This is a genomic window from Thioalkalivibrio sp. XN8 (genome assembly GCF_011058255.1).
Classification (GTDB): Bacteria; Pseudomonadota; Gammaproteobacteria; order Steroidobacterales; family XN24; genus XN24.
The window spans coordinates 48,196-62,120 of record NZ_JAALFH010000060.1; the positions used below are offsets into that span (position 1 = coordinate 48,196).

18 protein-coding genes are annotated in these 13,925 nt (G+C 68.7%); 8 read left to right on the forward strand and 10 right to left on the reverse strand.

Annotation, left to right across the window (positions count from 1 at the left end; genetic code table 11):
• Window positions 1-6: 6 nt before the first annotated feature.
• Both G6N75_RS07780 and G6N75_RS07785 read left to right on the forward strand, forming a co-directional pair.
• On the forward strand, window positions 7-162 hold the full coding sequence (locus G6N75_RS07780) for a hypothetical protein (RefSeq protein WP_165347785.1): 156 nt from the start codon (window positions 7-9) through the stop codon (window positions 160-162).
• A 112-nt stretch (window positions 163-274) separates the two neighbouring features.
• On the forward strand, window positions 275-1,168 hold the full coding sequence (locus tag G6N75_RS07785; protein WP_165347786.1) for a fructose bisphosphate aldolase: 894 nt from the start codon (window positions 275-277) through the stop codon (window positions 1,166-1,168).
• A gap of 6 nt (window positions 1,169-1,174) precedes the next feature.
• Here G6N75_RS07785 and G6N75_RS07790 read toward each other — a convergent pair whose 3' ends face one another.
• The 3 genes from G6N75_RS07790 to G6N75_RS07800 form a co-directional block, all read right to left on the reverse strand.
• Window positions 1,175-1,840 carry an SdpI family protein gene (locus G6N75_RS07790; protein ID WP_165347787.1) on the reverse strand — a complete coding sequence of 222 codons (666 nt, stop codon included), beginning with the start codon at window positions 1,838-1,840 and terminating at the stop codon, window positions 1,175-1,177.
• On the reverse strand, window positions 1,837-2,112 hold the full coding sequence (locus G6N75_RS07795) for an autorepressor SdpR family transcription factor (protein ID WP_165347788.1): 276 nt from the start codon (window positions 2,110-2,112) through the stop codon (window positions 1,837-1,839). Before G6N75_RS07795 ends, G6N75_RS07790 begins: the two co-directional genes overlap by 4 nt.
• A 132-nt stretch (window positions 2,113-2,244) precedes the next feature.
• Window positions 2,245-2,769 (reverse strand): hypothetical protein, encoded by a 525-nt coding sequence (locus tag G6N75_RS07800; protein ID WP_165347789.1) that lies wholly within the window; start codon window positions 2,767-2,769, stop codon window positions 2,245-2,247.
• Window positions 2,770-2,841: 72 nt separating this feature from the next.
• Between G6N75_RS07800 and G6N75_RS07805 the strand changes: the two genes are divergently transcribed.
• The gene (locus tag G6N75_RS07805) at window positions 2,842-4,563 is read left to right on the forward strand and encodes a tetratricopeptide repeat protein (protein ID WP_206202999.1); all 1,722 of its coding nucleotides are present in this window, start codon (window positions 2,842-2,844) and stop codon (window positions 4,561-4,563) included.
• A gap of 10 nt (window positions 4,564-4,573) precedes the next feature.
• Here the strand turns inward: G6N75_RS07805 and rimO are convergent, their stop codons facing one another.
• Complete coding sequence (rimO, locus tag G6N75_RS07810; protein WP_165347791.1) at window positions 4,574-5,890, reverse strand: 30S ribosomal protein S12 methylthiotransferase RimO; 1,317 nt, start codon at window positions 5,888-5,890, stop codon at window positions 4,574-4,576.
• An 86-nt stretch (window positions 5,891-5,976) separates the two neighbouring features.
• Between rimO and thiS the strand changes: the two genes are divergently transcribed.
• From thiS to trmB, 3 genes are read left to right on the forward strand one after another with little or no spacing between them, the layout of a single operon-like run.
• Entirely contained in the window at window positions 5,977-6,177 is a 201-nt protein-coding gene (gene thiS / locus G6N75_RS07815; protein WP_165347792.1) for a sulfur carrier protein ThiS, read from the forward strand.
• 1 nt (window position 6,178) lies between these two features.
• Window positions 6,179-6,979 (forward strand): thiazole synthase, encoded by an 801-nt coding sequence (locus G6N75_RS07820; protein WP_165347793.1) that lies wholly within the window; start codon window positions 6,179-6,181, stop codon window positions 6,977-6,979.
• Between the two features lie 2 nt (window positions 6,980-6,981).
• Entirely contained in the window at window positions 6,982-7,698 is a 717-nt protein-coding gene (trmB, locus tag G6N75_RS07825) for a tRNA (guanosine(46)-N7)-methyltransferase TrmB (protein WP_165347794.1), read from the forward strand.
• 38 nt (window positions 7,699-7,736) lie between these two features.
• Here trmB and G6N75_RS07830 read toward each other — a convergent pair whose 3' ends face one another.
• On the reverse strand, window positions 7,737-8,357 hold the full coding sequence (locus G6N75_RS07830) for a MarC family protein (RefSeq protein WP_165347795.1): 621 nt from the start codon (window positions 8,355-8,357) through the stop codon (window positions 7,737-7,739).
• Window positions 8,358-8,493: 136 nt separating this feature from the next.
• Between G6N75_RS07830 and G6N75_RS07835 the strand changes: the two genes are divergently transcribed.
• Together G6N75_RS07835 and G6N75_RS07840 are read left to right on the forward strand one after the other, a co-directional pair.
• Window positions 8,494-8,787: a DUF6763 family protein gene (locus G6N75_RS07835; protein ID WP_346765504.1), complete on the forward strand. Its 294-nt coding sequence runs from the start codon at window positions 8,494-8,496 to the stop codon at window positions 8,785-8,787.
• 71 nt (window positions 8,788-8,858) lie between these two features.
• On the forward strand, window positions 8,859-9,278 hold the full coding sequence (locus G6N75_RS07840; protein WP_165347797.1) for a nuclear transport factor 2 family protein: 420 nt from the start codon (window positions 8,859-8,861) through the stop codon (window positions 9,276-9,278).
• Window positions 9,279-9,290: 12 nt separating this feature from the next.
• On the opposite strand, the gene G6N75_RS07845 is transcribed toward G6N75_RS07840, so the two are convergent.
• From G6N75_RS07845 to G6N75_RS07865, 5 genes are all read right to left on the reverse strand, one after another.
• Window positions 9,291-10,745: a serine hydrolase domain-containing protein gene (locus tag G6N75_RS07845; RefSeq protein WP_165347798.1), complete on the reverse strand. Its 1,455-nt coding sequence runs from the start codon at window positions 10,743-10,745 to the stop codon at window positions 9,291-9,293.
• On the reverse strand, window positions 10,742-11,086 hold the full coding sequence (locus G6N75_RS07850) for a transcriptional regulator (protein WP_165347799.1): 345 nt from the start codon (window positions 11,084-11,086) through the stop codon (window positions 10,742-10,744). Before G6N75_RS07850 ends, G6N75_RS07845 begins: the two co-directional genes overlap by 4 nt.
• Window positions 11,083-11,715: a hypothetical protein gene (locus tag G6N75_RS07855; protein ID WP_165347800.1), complete on the reverse strand. Its 633-nt coding sequence runs from the start codon at window positions 11,713-11,715 to the stop codon at window positions 11,083-11,085. The genes G6N75_RS07850 and G6N75_RS07855 overlap by 4 nt, the downstream gene beginning before the upstream one ends.
• Before the next feature lie 64 nt (window positions 11,716-11,779).
• On the reverse strand, window positions 11,780-13,132 hold the full coding sequence (locus G6N75_RS07860; RefSeq protein WP_346765505.1) for an MFS transporter: 1,353 nt from the start codon (window positions 13,130-13,132) through the stop codon (window positions 11,780-11,782).
• Window positions 13,129-13,917 (reverse strand): exodeoxyribonuclease III, encoded by a 789-nt coding sequence (locus G6N75_RS07865; RefSeq protein WP_165347801.1) that lies wholly within the window; start codon window positions 13,915-13,917, stop codon window positions 13,129-13,131. Before G6N75_RS07865 ends, G6N75_RS07860 begins: the two co-directional genes overlap by 4 nt.
• Window positions 13,918-13,925 lie beyond the last annotated feature (8 nt).

Consider the following 13,925-nt stretch of genomic DNA (forward strand, 5'->3'; position numbering starts at 1 on the left):
AGAATGATGAAGAAGACTTTCAGGCGGATCATGCTCGTCGCCGTGCTGGTGGCCGGCTCGCTTACCACCGCCTGCACGGGCAACGTCGGGGTCGGGCTCAGCGTCGGCGTCCCGATCGGCAATCACGGCTACATGAGCGTCGGCACGCATCGCTGGCGGTGAGGCCCGGCGCCCGCGTGCGCCTCGGGTCCCCGCGGCGGCCGGCGGTCGCCTCGGGCGGCAAAATTGGCGACAATGTCGTTTTCCGCCAGCTGTCGCCAGTGAGGGCCCCGCAATGAGCACGTTCAACCAGCAGAAAGCCAAGTTCCAGACCCAGACCGGCTTCATCGCCGCCCTGGACCAGAGCGGCGGCAGCACGCCCAAGGCCCTGCGGCTGTACGGCGTCCCCGAGTCGGCCTACAGCAACGACGAAGAGATGATGGACCTGATCCACCAGATGCGGACCCGGATCATCACCAGCCCGGCCTTCAACGGCGACCGCATCCTGGCCGCCATCCTGTTCGAGGCCACCATGGACCGCGAGATCAAGGGCACCCCGACTGCCGAGTACCTCTGGGAAGAGAAGAAGGTCGTGCCGATCCTCAAGGTGGACAAGGGGCTGGCGGACGAGGCTGACGGCGTGCAGCTGATGAAGCCCATGCCCGGCCTGGACGACCTGCTGGCCCGGGCCAAGGCCAAGGGCATCTTCGGCACCAAGATGCGCTCCGTCATCAAGCAGGCCAGCCCCACCGGCATCAAGGCCATCGTCGACCAGCAGTTCGAGATCGGCCGCCAGATCGTGGCCGCCGGCCTGGTGCCCATCATCGAGCCCGAGGTCGATATCCACTGCCCGGACAAGGCGGCCGCCGAGGATCTGCTCAAGGCCGAGATCATGCAGCAGCTCGACGCCCTGCCGGAAGGCGAGATGGTGATGCTCAAGCTCACGCTGCCCGAGCAGGACAACCTCTATACCGACTGCATCGAGCACCCGCGCGTGCTCAAGGTCGTGGCCCTGTCGGGCGGCTACTCCCGCGACGAGGCCAATGAGCGCCTCGCCCGCCAGCACGGCATGGTGGCGAGCTTCTCCCGCGCCCTGACCGAGGGCTTGTCAGCCCAGCAGAGCGACGAGGAGTTCAACGCCATGCTGGATGCGTCCATCGAGAGCATCTACCAGGCGTCGAAGACCTGATCGCCGTCAGCCTTCGTCCGACGGGGGATTGAAGCCCTCCAGCGACCGGTAGGCGAAGAAGGAATAGACCACCGGGATCAGCGCCGCGCCGGCGATCACCAGGCCGAGGAGCAACTCGCTGGCGCGGAACAGGCCCATGGCGATCAGCGCCAGGCCCGCGATCACCATGGTCCAGCCGCCGAGGCGATGGGTTCGGCGCCAGACCTCGTCCGAGGCCAGCGTCCACGGCGTGCGGATGCCGAGGAAGAAGTTGCGCGTGGTCTTGCCGAGATAGTTGCCGAGGAACGCCAGCAGCAGGCCGACGCCGACCAGCACAAGACGCCCCATATCCGCGCCCCACCAGCCGAGCGCATGGCCGAGCACCGCCAGGTGCACGAACAGCAGGAAGGCGAGGATGGCCACCTGGATCCGGTTCCAGATGGGCATGAACGGCTCCACCCGCCAGCCCGTCGGCGAAATCTTGGGCAGTCCCCAGAGGAGCAGCCAGGTCAGCAACATTGCCCCGGGCATCATCACCACGGCAGTCAGCCGGTCCGACCAGTCGTCGGGCTCACCGGCGAGATTGAAATGGGTGGCCACCTGCTCCGGCAGGTCGCTGTAGGCCAGGGCGCCAAAACTGAGGGCCAGCAGGCACAACATCAACGAAATCCACTGGGTCGGTCGGCTGCTCATTTATTCTTCCTCTCGGGCTTGAACAGGTCGGCCATCATTCGGGCCAGGTCTTCGAACACCGAGGTGTTCAGCGAGTAGACGACGTGCTGGCCGCGCCGCTCGGACCGCACCAGGCCGGCCGCCTTGAGCACGTTGAAGTGATGCGACAGCGTGGCCTTCGCCTGGGGGAATTCCTCGGCTAGCTCCCCGGCGGTCGCCGGGCCGCGCTGCAGGCGCTTCAGCACCTCGCGGCGGGTCGGATCAGCCAGGGCCTTGAACAGGGCATCGGACACGAGTCGGCCTGCATTTAGATGATTAGATTAGTATCTAAATATACGAACACCAGGTGGATTGCAAGCGGGTGTACGCCCAACAAAGGAAGGCCCGCATCCGCGGGCCTTCCTCTCCATATCTCACCGAGCCTGCTAACGCCGCTTGGTCTTGACCTTGCACCAGCCCGTGTAAGCGATTCGTGCATCACCGCCGTCGGTGGAACCGATGCCGAACGCATCGAGCACACACCGTGTCTTGGCCCCGGCCAGCCGGGTCACGAGCCGAATCCTGCCGACAGTCTCGCCGGTGAAGAGATTGACTTCGAAGCGAAATTCGTCGTCGAACAGCAACACCGGCTCTGCCCCCCGGACCGTGCCGGAGAACACCTGGTGCCCGGTGTTCACCAGCGTCCCGGCAGCGAAGTCGAATACCGACACCGGGTGGTACAGGACGCGTCCGTGGAGATCGCCTTCGAGCTCCACGATATCGGTACTGCGCTGGATGTAGCCGGTGGCCGTCGGCTCCTGGGAGTGGATTATCGCGGTGGTGAAGTAATGGGTGCCGGTGCCGGAAACCGGCACCCAGCGATAGCCCTTGCCGGCCTTCTCGGCGGCGGCAGGGCCGGACACCAGGATCATCGCCAGAATCGTGGATAGCAGCTTGAGCTTCAGTTGCATGATGCGTCTCCTTGGTCGGGGTGTGGGTGCAGATGACGACTCGACCGTAGCGACGCGCCGCCGGGCGCAGCAATGCGCACAGTCGGCCAGGACCCGGCGTGGCTGGCTTTGGCCGCGTTTGTCCCGCTACCATCTGCCGCCATGTCGAACGAGAAGCCCACGGACCGGCTGGATTCCTGGAAAGCCATTGCCAACTACCTCGGCAAGAGCGTCCGGACCGCGCGGCGCTGGGAGGCCGAGGAAGGGCTCCCGGTCCATCGCCAGATGCACAAGGCACAGGGCTCGGCCTATGCCTACCGCTCGGAGATCGATGCGTGGCGACAACGCATGGCGGCGCCCGCGCCCACGGCGGCAAAACCGGAAGGTTCACTGCCGGCGCCCGCCGGGCCGGCCGGCGACCCCGACCGCTCGGTGGCCGTCCTGCCTTTCAGCTACCTCGGGCGCGACGAGCGCAACGCCTATATCGCCGACGGCTTCACCGCGGAGATCATCACCGGGCTGTCGCGGATCAGGTCGCTGCGGGTGATTTCCTGGACTTCGTCAATGACCCTGAAGGGTCGGGCCAGGAGCGCCCGGGAGGTCGGCAGCGAGCTCGGCGTGGAGCGAATCGTCGAGGGCACAGTGCAACACGAGGGCGCGCAGATCCGGGTTTCCGCGCGCCTGGTGAACGTCCACAGTGACGACCGGGTCTGGTCCAACGCCTATGCCGGAGAACTCGACAAGCTGTTCGCGATCCAGGAACGCCTCGCCCGGGAAGTCGCGGCGTTCCTCGACCTGTCAGCTCCCGCCGCGCCCGGCGACCGCCTGACTGACCAGCCGATGGTCGATGTCACTGCCTGGCGCTGCCTGGTGCAGGCGCGCCAGGCCGCCCTGCGCTGGCAACACGACTCCATCGACCGCGCTGTGGAGCTGCTCCACCAGGGCATTTCGCTGGCCCCCGACGATGCCCGGCTGCACGCGGCGCTGGGGCGGACCTGGCTGCACTACCGCGAGATCGGAGCGGACCTCAGCGAAAGGCCGCTGATCGAAGCCCGGACCTGCGCTGCTCGGGTATTCGCACTCCAACCCGGCCTCGCGGCGGGCCATCAGCTGGCAGGCTGGATCCACTATGCCGAGGCCGACATCCAGGCGGCGGTGCGAGCGCTGAAGACAGCGGTGGCCGCCGAGCCCTGGGAGCCCGACACCCTGTCCCTGCTGGCGAACTGCTACCTCATCTCCGGCCGAACTGCCGAGGCCGCGCCGCTGATCGAGCAACTGGTATCGGTCGACCCGCTGACGCCGCTGACCCACTGCATGCCGGGATGGGCCGCCGCGATAGAAGGCGATTTCGCCGCGGCAATAGGCCCGTACCGGGAGATGTTCACCATGGACCCGGCCAACCCCCTTGCGCGCCTGTTCCTGGTCTACATCCTGGCCGCGGCAGGCCGGCGCGAGGAAGCACGGCGTCTCGGCGTGGAGACGCCTGCCGCGACCCGCGATGCGCTGCCGGGGCGGTTGCTCGCGTTGTTCGCCCACGGCCTGGACCACACCGGGGCGGCCCCGGCACCGGCGATCGACAGCCGGCTGTTGGCTCAGGGAACGGAAGTCTTGCCGCGCTTCCTGGCGCAAGCCTATGCCCTGGCGGGCGCCGCGGACGAGGCCGTGAGATGGGCTTCGGTCGCGGTAGATCGCGGGTTCATCAACTACCCGTTTCTCGCGCGGCACGACCCCTTTCTCAGCACGCTGGTGGGGACGCCGGCCTACGACGACCTGCTCGAGCGCGTGAAGGCGGCCTGGGAGGGCTTCGAGCCCTGAAGAAACGGGATCAGGCCGGCGGCCGGGCCTCGAGGTCGTAGTCGTCCGCACCGGTGACCTCGACCTCGACCAGGTCGCCCGGCTCGAGCTCGCCGCCGCCGAGGAGCTTCACACGGCCGTCGATTTCCGGCGCCTCGCGGCGGGTGCGGCCGTAAGCCACGTCTTCCTCGGGATCGACCTCGTCGACCAGCACTTCCTCGATGTCGCCCACGCGGGCCGCCAGCCGCGCCGCGCTGATGCGCGCCGCGACCGCCATGAAGCGCTGCCAGCGCTCTTCCTTGACCTCGTCCGGCACCGGCGGCGCCACGTCGTTGGCGGTCGCTCCCTCGACGGGCGAATAGCGGAAACAGCCCACGCGGTCGAGCTGCGCTTCCTCGAGCCACTCCAGCAGGGTCGCGAACTCGGCCTCGGTCTCGCCGGGGAAGCCGACGATGAAGGTGCTGCGGATGGCCAGCTCCGGGCAGGTCTCGCGCCAGCGGCGGATACGCTCGAGCGTGTTCTCGGCCGCCGCGGGGCGGCGCATGCGCTTCAGCACGCCCGGGCTGGCGTGCTGGAAGGGGATGTCGAGATAGGGCAGCACCCGGCCTTCGGCCATCAGCTCGATGACGCGGTCCACATGCGGGTAGGGATAGACGTAGTGCAGGCGCACCCAGGCGCCGAGCTCGCCCAGGCCGCGCGCCAGGTCGAGAAAGCGCGTCTCGTAGCGCTCGCCGCGCCAGGTGTCGGGCAGGTACTTGAGGTCGGAGCCGTAAGCACTGGTGTCCTGCGAGATCACCAGCAGCTCCTGCACGCCGGCGCGCACCAGGCCCTCGGCCTCGCGCAGCACCTCGCCGATGGGCCGGCTCGCGAGGCGGCCGCGCAACGCGGGGATGATGCAGAAGCTGCACTTGTTGTTGCAGCCCTCGGAGATCTTCAGGTAGGCGTAGTGGCGCGGCGTGAGGCGGATGCCCTGCGGCGGCACCAGGTCGGAGAAGGGGTCGTGCTCCGGCGGCAGGTGCGCGTGCACCGCCGCCATGACCTGCTCGTAGGCCTGCGGCCCGGTGATGCCGAGCACGTTGGGGAACTTCTCGCGGATGGTCTCGGGCCGGGCGCCGAGGCACCCGGTGACCAGCACCTGGCCGTTGGCGGCCATGGCGTCGCCGATGGCCTCCAGCGACTCGTCCACCGCGGCCTCGATGAAGCCGCAGGTATTCACGACGACCAGGTCGGCGTCCTCGTAGGTCGGCACGGTCTCGTAGCCCTCGGCGCGCAGGCGCGTGAGGATGCGTTCCGAGTCCACCAGCGCCTTGGGGCAGCCCAGGCTGACAAATCCGATGCGTCCACTCATGGAGGCGGATTCTACGCCAGTTGGGGCCTGTCCCCAGGACATGTCCTGGGGACAGGCCCCAGCCAGTGCCGTGTAAAATGGCCGGCATGGAGATCACCCTGAACGGCGAGCGGCTGGAACTGCCCGACGGCGCCACCGCCGCCGAGCTCATCGAGCAGCTCGGCCTGGCCGGCCGGCGCTACGCCATGGAAGTCAACGGCGAACTGGTCCCCCGTAGCGCCCACCCCGGCCACCGGCTGATGCCGGGCGACCGGGTCGAAATCGTGCATGCCGTCGGAGGCGGATGAAATGACCCAGAGCAGCCACCCGGCCGACGACCTCCTCGAGCTCGCCGGCAAGCAATACCGCTCGCGCCTGCTGACCGGCACGGGCAAATACAAGGACTTCGACGAGACCCTGGCGGCCACCGAGGCCGCGGGCGCGGAGATCGTCACGGTCGCCATCCGGCGCACCAACATCGGCCAGGACAAGGGCCAGCCCAACCTGCTGGATTACCTGTCGCCGGAGCGCTTCACCATCCTGCCCAACACCGCCGGCTGCTTCACCGCGCAGGACGCCGTGCGCACCTGCCGGCTGGCGCGGGAGCTGCTGGACGGCGCCTCGCTGGTCAAGCTCGAGGTGCTGGCCGACCAGGAAACCCTGTTCCCGGACGTCACCGCCACGCTGGAAGCCGCCGAGATCCTGGTGAAGGAAGGCTTCCAGGTCATGGTCTACACCAACGACGACCCGATCATCGCCAAGCGCCTGGAGGAGATCGGCTGCATCTCCGTGATGCCGCTGGCCGCGCCCATCGGCTCCGGCCTCGGCATCCGCAACCCCTACAACATCATCACCATCGTCGAGAACGCCAAGGTGCCGATCCTCGTCGATGCCGGCGTCGGGACCGCTTCCGACGCGGCCGTGGCCATGGAGCTGGGCTGCGACGGGGTGCTGATGAACACCGCCATCGCCGGCGCGAAAAACCCCGTGCTGATGGCCTCCGCGATGCGCAAGGCCGTGGAGGCCGGGCGCGAGGCCTTCCTCGCCGGCCGCATTCCGCGCAAGCGCTTCGCTTCCGCCTCCTCGCCCATCGAGGGCACCTTCTTCTGAGCATGAAAGAACCGGCCGCAGACCCGGCCCGCGACGAGGCGACGTCCCGCCACCGCCCCATCCGCAGCTTCGTCCGGCGCGCCGGGCGGCTGACGCCCTCGCAGGCGCGCGCACTGGCGACACTCTGGCCGCGGTTCGGCATCGACCCGCCGGCCGCGCCGCTCGACCTCGACGCCGTGTTCGGCCGCACTGCGCCGCGCACCCTGGAGATCGGCTTCGGGAACGGCGAGAACCTCGCCGAACTGGCAGCCCGGCACCCCGAGCGCGATTACCTCGGGGTCGAGGTGCACGATCCGGGCGTCGGCCACCTGCTGCAGCGGATCGAGCGCGAGAACCTCGGCAACATCCGCCTCGCGCGCCACGACGCCGTCGAAGTGGTCAACCAGTGGCTGCCGCCGGCCTCGCTGGACGAAGTGCTCATCTTCTTCCCCGACCCCTGGCACAAGAAACGCCACCACAAGCGGCGCCTGGTCCAACCCGGCTTCCTCGCGCAGCTGGCGCGCGTGATGGCGCCGCGCGCGCGGCTGCACCTGGCCACCGACTGGGCGCCTTACGCGGAGCAGATGCTGGAGGTATCCGAGGCCTCGGCAGAGTTCGAGAATACGGTCGCCGGGGGCGGCTACGCGCCGCGTCCCGAGACCCGGCCGGTGACGAAGTTCGAGCGCCGCGGCCTGAAGCTCGGTCACGAGGTCTTCGACCTGCTCTACCGCCGCACCTGAATGGCGCAGCGCGGCGTCTCGCGATGTGCCCCTGGGGGCTAGACCAGGACTTCCGTGAGGCCGTCGACGGCGTACTGGACGGCCAGCGCGGCGAGCACCACGCCCAGCAGCCGGCTGATCACCGAACCGCCGGTCACGCCGATGACCCGCATCAGCGGCTGCGTCAGCAGCAGCATCACCAGCGTCACGGCCAGCGCCGCCAGGCCCATGGCCAGCACCAGCCCGACGCCGATCCAGTCCTCGGCGCCGGCGGTCAAGAGCAGCATGGTGGCGAGCGCGCCGGGGCCCGTGATCAGCGGGAAAGCCATCGGGAACACCGAGATGTCCTCGCGGTAGCGGGCCTCGTCCTGCTCGCGCACCGTGGTCGAGCGCAGGCCCGATTCGCGCGCGAGCACCATGTCCACGGCGAGCAGGAACAGCAGCACGCCGCCGGCGATCTTGAAGGCCGAGACGCTGATGCCGAGCAGCCGCAGCAGCCAGTCGCCCGCCAGGGCGAAGACGATGAAAATGCCGGCGGAGATGGCGATGGATTTCAGCGCCATCTTCCTGCGATAGCCGGGCTCCCCGCCGCGCGTGAGCGCGCCGAACATCGGCACCAGCGAGACCGGCTCGATGACGACGAAGAAGATGATGAAGGTCTTGAGCAGGTGCTCGGTCATGGCGGGGGGATTTCGCTGCAAAGCACACTTGCAGCCGGGGTCTCATGAACTATGTTGTGGACAGGGCCAATCGCGACAGGAAGTCGTGTCGAAAGGCGGGCAAGGATAGCAGGCCCGCGCATCAGGGGAAATCGCCATGTCGCTGCCAATACCTGCCATCGGAGAATGGTACCGGAAGCCCGGCGGAGTTTTGTTCGAGGTGATCGCGATCAACGACCAGGACGCCACCATCGACATCCAGCATTTCGACGGCACGGTGGAGGAACTCGACTTCGCCGCCTGGGAAGACACCGAATGCCAGCCGGCCGACCCGCCGGAGGACTATTCCGGCTCGCTGGACATCGAGCGGGAAGACTACAACATGGATCTCGAGCGACCCTCCGGCCAGGACTGGAAGGACCCGCTGGAGTACCTGGATCGCAGCGAGTAAGCTCTCCGGGACTGCCCCCGGGGGAGACCAGGACGGCTCCGCCCGGGCAAGACACGGAGGTTAACCCCGCAATGCCCTCGACCGTAACCGGCGGCTTCCGCAACGCCGACGAGTGCCAGGACGCTTTCTATGCCGCCATGCGCGACGGCGATGCGGACGCCATGCGGCGGGTCTGGCTCGCCAACGCGGGCGCGGTCTGCATCCACCCCGGCAGCCTGCCCCTGCAAGGCTTCGATGCGGTGCTCAAGAGCTGGCACAGCATCCTGCGCAACGGCAGCGGCATCAGGGTCCGGTTCGAGCCGCGCTCGAGGGTGGCGATCGATCGCATCGTTATCCACACCGGCCTGGAGGTGATCCAGACCGGCGAGGACACTACGGTCGCGGTCACGGTCACCAACATCTACGAATTGACCGCCGAGGGCTGGAAGATGCGGCTCCATCACGGCGCGCCGGTGCAGGGCCGGCCGTCGGCGCCGCGCCCCCTGCACTAGCGCCCCCCTGCACTAGCGCCCGTAGGCCAGGAGTTCGCCGGCCAGGCTGTCGGCCACCCCGCCGCCGGCGTTCGCCAGCACCACGATCGCAATCCCCTCCGCCGGCACCATGGCGAGGAAACTGCTGCTGCCGGCGGTGCCGCCGTTGTGCCAGGTCACCGCGCGGCCGGCGATGTCCGCGTGATGCCAGGCCAGGCCGATACGTTTTTCCAGCTCGCCGCCATGGGGCCTTGCCTGCAGCGCCGTCGGCACCCAGGCGGGTTCGGCGGCCAGCAGGGCCTGCGCCAGTGCCAGCGCTTCCCGCGCGGACGCCTGCCAGGCCCCCGCGGGCGCATAGGCGTCCAGCGTCCACGGGGGAACTCTCTCACCGCCCTGGTGCCCGACGGCGCGCCGGCCCTCGACATCCGCCGGGTCCAGGGTCGGGGCCGCCAGCCCGAGCGGCGCGAACACGCGCTCGGCAAGCAAAGTGCCGTAGGGCTGCCCGCCGGCGCGGGCCAGCAGCTGCCCGAGCAGGGCGCTGCCGAGATTGGAGTAGGCGTACGATCCGCGCCCGGACGCAACCACGGCCGGGTCGACCCGCGCCAGGTCGGCGAAGATCTCTGCCGGCGTGCTGCCCGCATAGGGATCGGGTCCGCTCATCCGGGCCTGCATCTCCGGTCCGCCGGCCAGCCGCGGCAAGCCCGAGCGATGCGTGGCCAGCTCTTCCAGCGTGACGGCCGCGACGAGGGGATCGAGCTCGATGCCGTCCGGCACCAGCGTGCCGATCGGCTGCTCCAGCCGCACGTCGCCCGCGGCCGCCATTTGCGCCAGCAGCAACCCGGTCAGGCCCTTGGTGATGGAGCCGGCCTCGAACACCGTGCCGGCATCGGGCGCGCGGCCGTCACCGGCGTCGCCATGCGCCACGAAGCGCGTGCCCTCCTTGTCGAACAGTCCGACGACGACCCCGGGTGCGGCCCGCCGCTGGTCCACGAATTCCTCGAGGTACTGCGCCACGATCTTGTCCGCAGGCAGCCGCCCGTCCGGCGTCTCGCCGGCGGGCACGGCCGACCCCAGGTTCTCCGCCGGCGCCGGCCGGACGTGGAAGCCTTCGACCGTGCCGTCCGGGCCGAGCGCCCAGGTCACGACGATCGGCATGGGCGCTGCGCTCCACCGCCCGACGCGCTGGTACACCGTGACGCCCTGCTGCGCGCTGACCCGCTCGGACAGGACCTCCTGCTCCTCGCCGAGTTGCGCCAGCATGCCGGCACCCGTCTCCGCCAGCGCCTCCTCGCTGCCGAGCGCGGCCCGCATCTGGGGCCCCATCCGCGCCCACAAGGCCGCGGTCTCACCCGCCAGCCACTGGGCGGTCAGGGTGCGGCCCGCCTCGAGCGCAGCGGCGTCATCTTCCGCCGCCAGGGCGGGCGGGACGGTCCACGCTGCAGCGCAAGCGAGCAGCAACAGGACCACATTGCGTGCCGATCTTTTCATGGTGTCTCTCCTCCGTTCTGTTCCGTGGCCGCGCCGAGCAGCGCGGCGAGTTGTTTCCGGTACCTCTGGAGCGCCTCGCGGCCCGCCGGCGTGATCGCCGCACGCGTCTGCGGCCGCTTGCCGACGAAGCGCTTCTCGATACTCACCAGGCCGCCGGCTTCCAGCTTGCTCAGGTGGCTGGAAAGATTGCCCTTGCTCAGCCGGCAGGCCAGCTCCAGGAAGCCGAACTCGGCATATTCGGCCTGGCTCAGCACCGTGAGGATGGCCAGCCGCGCCGGCTCGTGGACGAGGCGGTCGACGCCCAGCACGCCGTCGATCGCCTCGCGCGTGCTGTCCTTCATTCACCGGTCCCCTCGGCCGCGAACTCCGCTCGCAGCGCCAGGTACTCGCGGTGCTCGCGCCAGCCGTAGAACACGGCAATCGCAGCGCAGGCGCCGACATAGGCGAGCCAGATGGCCGGGTAGTTGCCGCCGCCAATCACCACCGCCGACTGGCACATCAGCAGCACGCCGACCAGGAAGTCGCTGACCGACCAGAACCAGCGCCAGGCGACCAGCGGCAGCGCGGCGACGATCATGGCGTAACCGATCATCCCGGCACCCGGCAGCCGCCCGGCCTCGACGGACTTCCAGGCCAGGAAGCCGAGCACGAGGGCGGAAATCACCGCCAGGTAGATCACCGTCCAGCGGTGGCTGCGCTTTTCCTTCGCGGTGGGGGCCTGCAGGGCCCGGCCGTCACGCTGGTAGTAGCCGACCCGCAGCAGTTCCTTGGCCAGCAGCCACAACGCCGGCGCCAGCGCCAGGGCGATTCGGTCGGCCTGGCCCAGCTCGAGGTAGGCGTTGGCGAGGAAACTGGCGAACAGCAGGATGCCGCCGATCACGGAGCTCAGGCCGCCGGCGCTGCGCGAGTAGCGCGCATAGCGCTGGGCCCGCTCGGCCAGCTTGTCGAGGTGCTGAAGGTCTGCGTGCATGGCTTGCCTCCCGAAAGATGCAAACTAGTTTGCCGCGCAAACCTTATGCCGTCAACCCCTCCCGTCAGCCGCTCTCCCGGGCCGCCCGAGGCCCGTATCGCATCACCACCAGCACCAGCACGATCGCCGGGATGCCGGTGGCGGCGGCATAAATGAAAAACGCGGGGTAGCCGAAGGCGTCGACGAAGACCCCGGACCAGCCGCTGATGGCCTTGCCCACGAGTGACATGAGGGAACTGAACAGGGCGTATTGCGTGGCGGTGTAGGCCTGGTTGGTCAGGCTCGAGAGCCAGGCGATGAAGGCCACGCCCGCCAGGCCCATGCTCAGGTTGTCCCCGCTGATGGTAAAAGTCAGGAGCCGCAGGTCCGGCCCGGACAGGGCGAGGAACATGAACATCAGGTTGGTCACCGCCAGCATCACGGCCGCCAGCAGCATGGTCTGCAGCGTCCCCCAGCGCGCCACGAGGACACCGCCGGCCGCCGCGCCGACGATGGTCATGATGAAGCCGAAGACCTTGGTGACGCTGGCGATCTCGGACTTGGTGAAGCCGAGGTCGAGGTAAAAGGGGTTGGCCATGATGCCCAGCACCCGGTCGGAAATGTTGAAGCACAACACCAGGGCGAGCAGCACCAGCGCGAAGCGGCCGTTGCGGCGAAAGAACTCGGCAAAGGGCGAGACCACCGCCGCGCCGATCCAGGCCGCCGCCCGCCGCAGCGGCGCCCACAGGCCCGCGTGGGCGGACAGATAGCGGGCGATCTCGCCCTCCATCTCCGCCGTGATGGGGTCGATGCGGCGTTCCGGCTCGCCGACGGACAGCGTGGTGATGACGCCGACCAGCATCAGTCCCGCCATCACCGCATAGGCCACGTGCCAGTCGTAGAAGTCGGCCAGGTACAGAGCGCCTGCGCCGCCGGCGAGCACCGCAAAGCGGTAGCCGAAGTTGTAAGCCGCCGCCATGGCGCCCTGGCGGGACTGCTCCACCGCCTCGATGCGCCAGGCGTCCACGGTGATGTCCTGGGTCGCCGAGGAGAAGGCCACCAGCAGGGCGAAGGCCACCACCGCGCCGATCTGCAGCGACGGGTCGAGGCGCGACAGCATGAACAGCCCGCCGGCGACACCCACCTGGGCGAGCAGCATCCACGAGCGCCGCTGGCCGAGCGCCCGCGTGAGCAAGGGCAGGCCCACCCGGTCCACTACCGGCGCCCAGAGCACCTTGACCGAGTAAGTGATGCCGATCCAGGCAAAGAAACCGATGGTGGCCCGCTCGACGCCGAAATCTCTCAGCCACGCCGAGAGCGTGGAAAACACCAGCGGGAACGGCAGCCCGGCGGAAAAGCCAAGGAACAGCATCGCCAGCACGCGGGGATGCCGGTAGACCCGGACGGCCTCGCCCCAGGCCTCCAGGCGGCCCGTCACCCGCGGCTGCTCCCGAACTCGAAGTCGTAGTCGAGAATCAGGGGGGCGTGGTCGGAGAAGCGTTCGCCGGTGTAGATGTCCGCGGCCCTGACCCGGTCACCGAGTCCCGGCGTCACCACCTGGTAGTCGATGCGCCAGCCCACGTTCTTCTCGCGGGCCCGGCCGCGGTTCGACCACCAGGTGTAGCGCTCCGGCCGCGGGTCGACGACGCGGAAGGCGTCGACGAATTTCATGCGGTCGAAGATCATGTCCATCCAGGCGCGCTCCTCGGGCAGGAAACCGGAATTCTTCAGGTTGCCGCGCCAGTTCTTGATGTCGATCTGCTTGTGGGCGATGTTCCAGTCGCCGCAGATGACGTACTCGCGCGGACGGCGCTTCACCCGCCGCAGGAAATCCTCGAACTCGTCGAGAAAGCGGTACTTGGCTTCCTGGCGCACCTCGCCGGACGAGCCCGACGGCATGTACAGCGACGCCACCGAAAGCCCCGGGAACACTGCCTCGATATAGCGCGCTTCCGGGTCGAACTCGGCCGAGCCCAGGCCCTGGATGACGCGGATCGGCTCCTGGCGACAATAGAGCGCGACGCCGCTGTAACCCTTGCGCTCGGCATCGAGGTAATAGCAGTGGTAGCCCTCGGGCCGGAACATGCCGTCCGCAATCTGGTGCTCCTGGGCGCGCGTCTCCTGCAGGCAGACGACATCCGCGTGCTGGCCGGCGAGCCACTCGAAAAAGCCCTTGCGGGCGGCGGAACGGATGCCGTTGGCGTTGAGGCTGATGATACGCATTTCACATG

What these genes read in the sequence shown, in the direction of transcription:
- G6N75_RS07800 (WP_165347789.1), bottom strand. Translation starts at nt 2,769, where the DNA reads ATGCAACTGAAGCTCAAGCTGCTATCCACGATTCTGGCGATGATCCTG.
- G6N75_RS07855 (WP_165347800.1), bottom strand. Translation starts at nt 11,715, where the DNA reads ATGCACGCAGACCTTCAGCACCTCGACAAGCTGGCCGAGCGGGCCCAG.
- G6N75_RS07845 (WP_165347798.1), bottom strand. Translation starts at nt 10,745, where the DNA reads ATGAAAAGATCGGCACGCAATGTGGTCCTGTTGCTGCTCGCTTGCGCT.
- G6N75_RS07785 (WP_165347786.1), top strand. Translation starts at nt 275, where the DNA reads ATGAGCACGTTCAACCAGCAGAAAGCCAAGTTCCAGACCCAGACCGGC.
- rimO (WP_165347791.1), bottom strand. Translation starts at nt 5,890, where the DNA reads ATGAGTGGACGCATCGGATTTGTCAGCCTGGGCTGCCCCAAGGCGCTG.
- G6N75_RS07780 (WP_165347785.1), top strand. Translation starts at nt 7, where the DNA reads ATGAAGAAGACTTTCAGGCGGATCATGCTCGTCGCCGTGCTGGTGGCC.
- G6N75_RS07790 (WP_165347787.1), bottom strand. Translation starts at nt 1,840, where the DNA reads ATGAGCAGCCGACCGACCCAGTGGATTTCGTTGATGTTGTGCCTGCTG.
- thiS (WP_165347792.1), top strand. Translation starts at nt 5,977, where the DNA reads ATGGAGATCACCCTGAACGGCGAGCGGCTGGAACTGCCCGACGGCGCC.
- trmB (WP_165347794.1), top strand. Translation starts at nt 6,982, where the DNA reads ATGAAAGAACCGGCCGCAGACCCGGCCCGCGACGAGGCGACGTCCCGC.
- G6N75_RS07835 (WP_346765504.1), top strand. Translation starts at nt 8,494, where the DNA reads ATGTCGCTGCCAATACCTGCCATCGGAGAATGGTACCGGAAGCCCGGC.
- G6N75_RS07805 (WP_206202999.1), top strand. Translation starts at nt 2,842, where the DNA reads ATGCGCACAGTCGGCCAGGACCCGGCGTGGCTGGCTTTGGCCGCGTTT.
- G6N75_RS07820 (WP_165347793.1), top strand. Translation starts at nt 6,179, where the DNA reads ATGACCCAGAGCAGCCACCCGGCCGACGACCTCCTCGAGCTCGCCGGC.
- G6N75_RS07850 (WP_165347799.1), bottom strand. Translation starts at nt 11,086, where the DNA reads ATGAAGGACAGCACGCGCGAGGCGATCGACGGCGTGCTGGGCGTCGAC.
- G6N75_RS07865 (WP_165347801.1), bottom strand. Translation starts at nt 13,917, where the DNA reads ATGCGTATCATCAGCCTCAACGCCAACGGCATCCGTTCCGCCGCCCGC.
- G6N75_RS07840 (WP_165347797.1), top strand. Translation starts at nt 8,859, where the DNA reads ATGCCCTCGACCGTAACCGGCGGCTTCCGCAACGCCGACGAGTGCCAG.
- G6N75_RS07830 (WP_165347795.1), bottom strand. Translation starts at nt 8,357, where the DNA reads ATGACCGAGCACCTGCTCAAGACCTTCATCATCTTCTTCGTCGTCATC.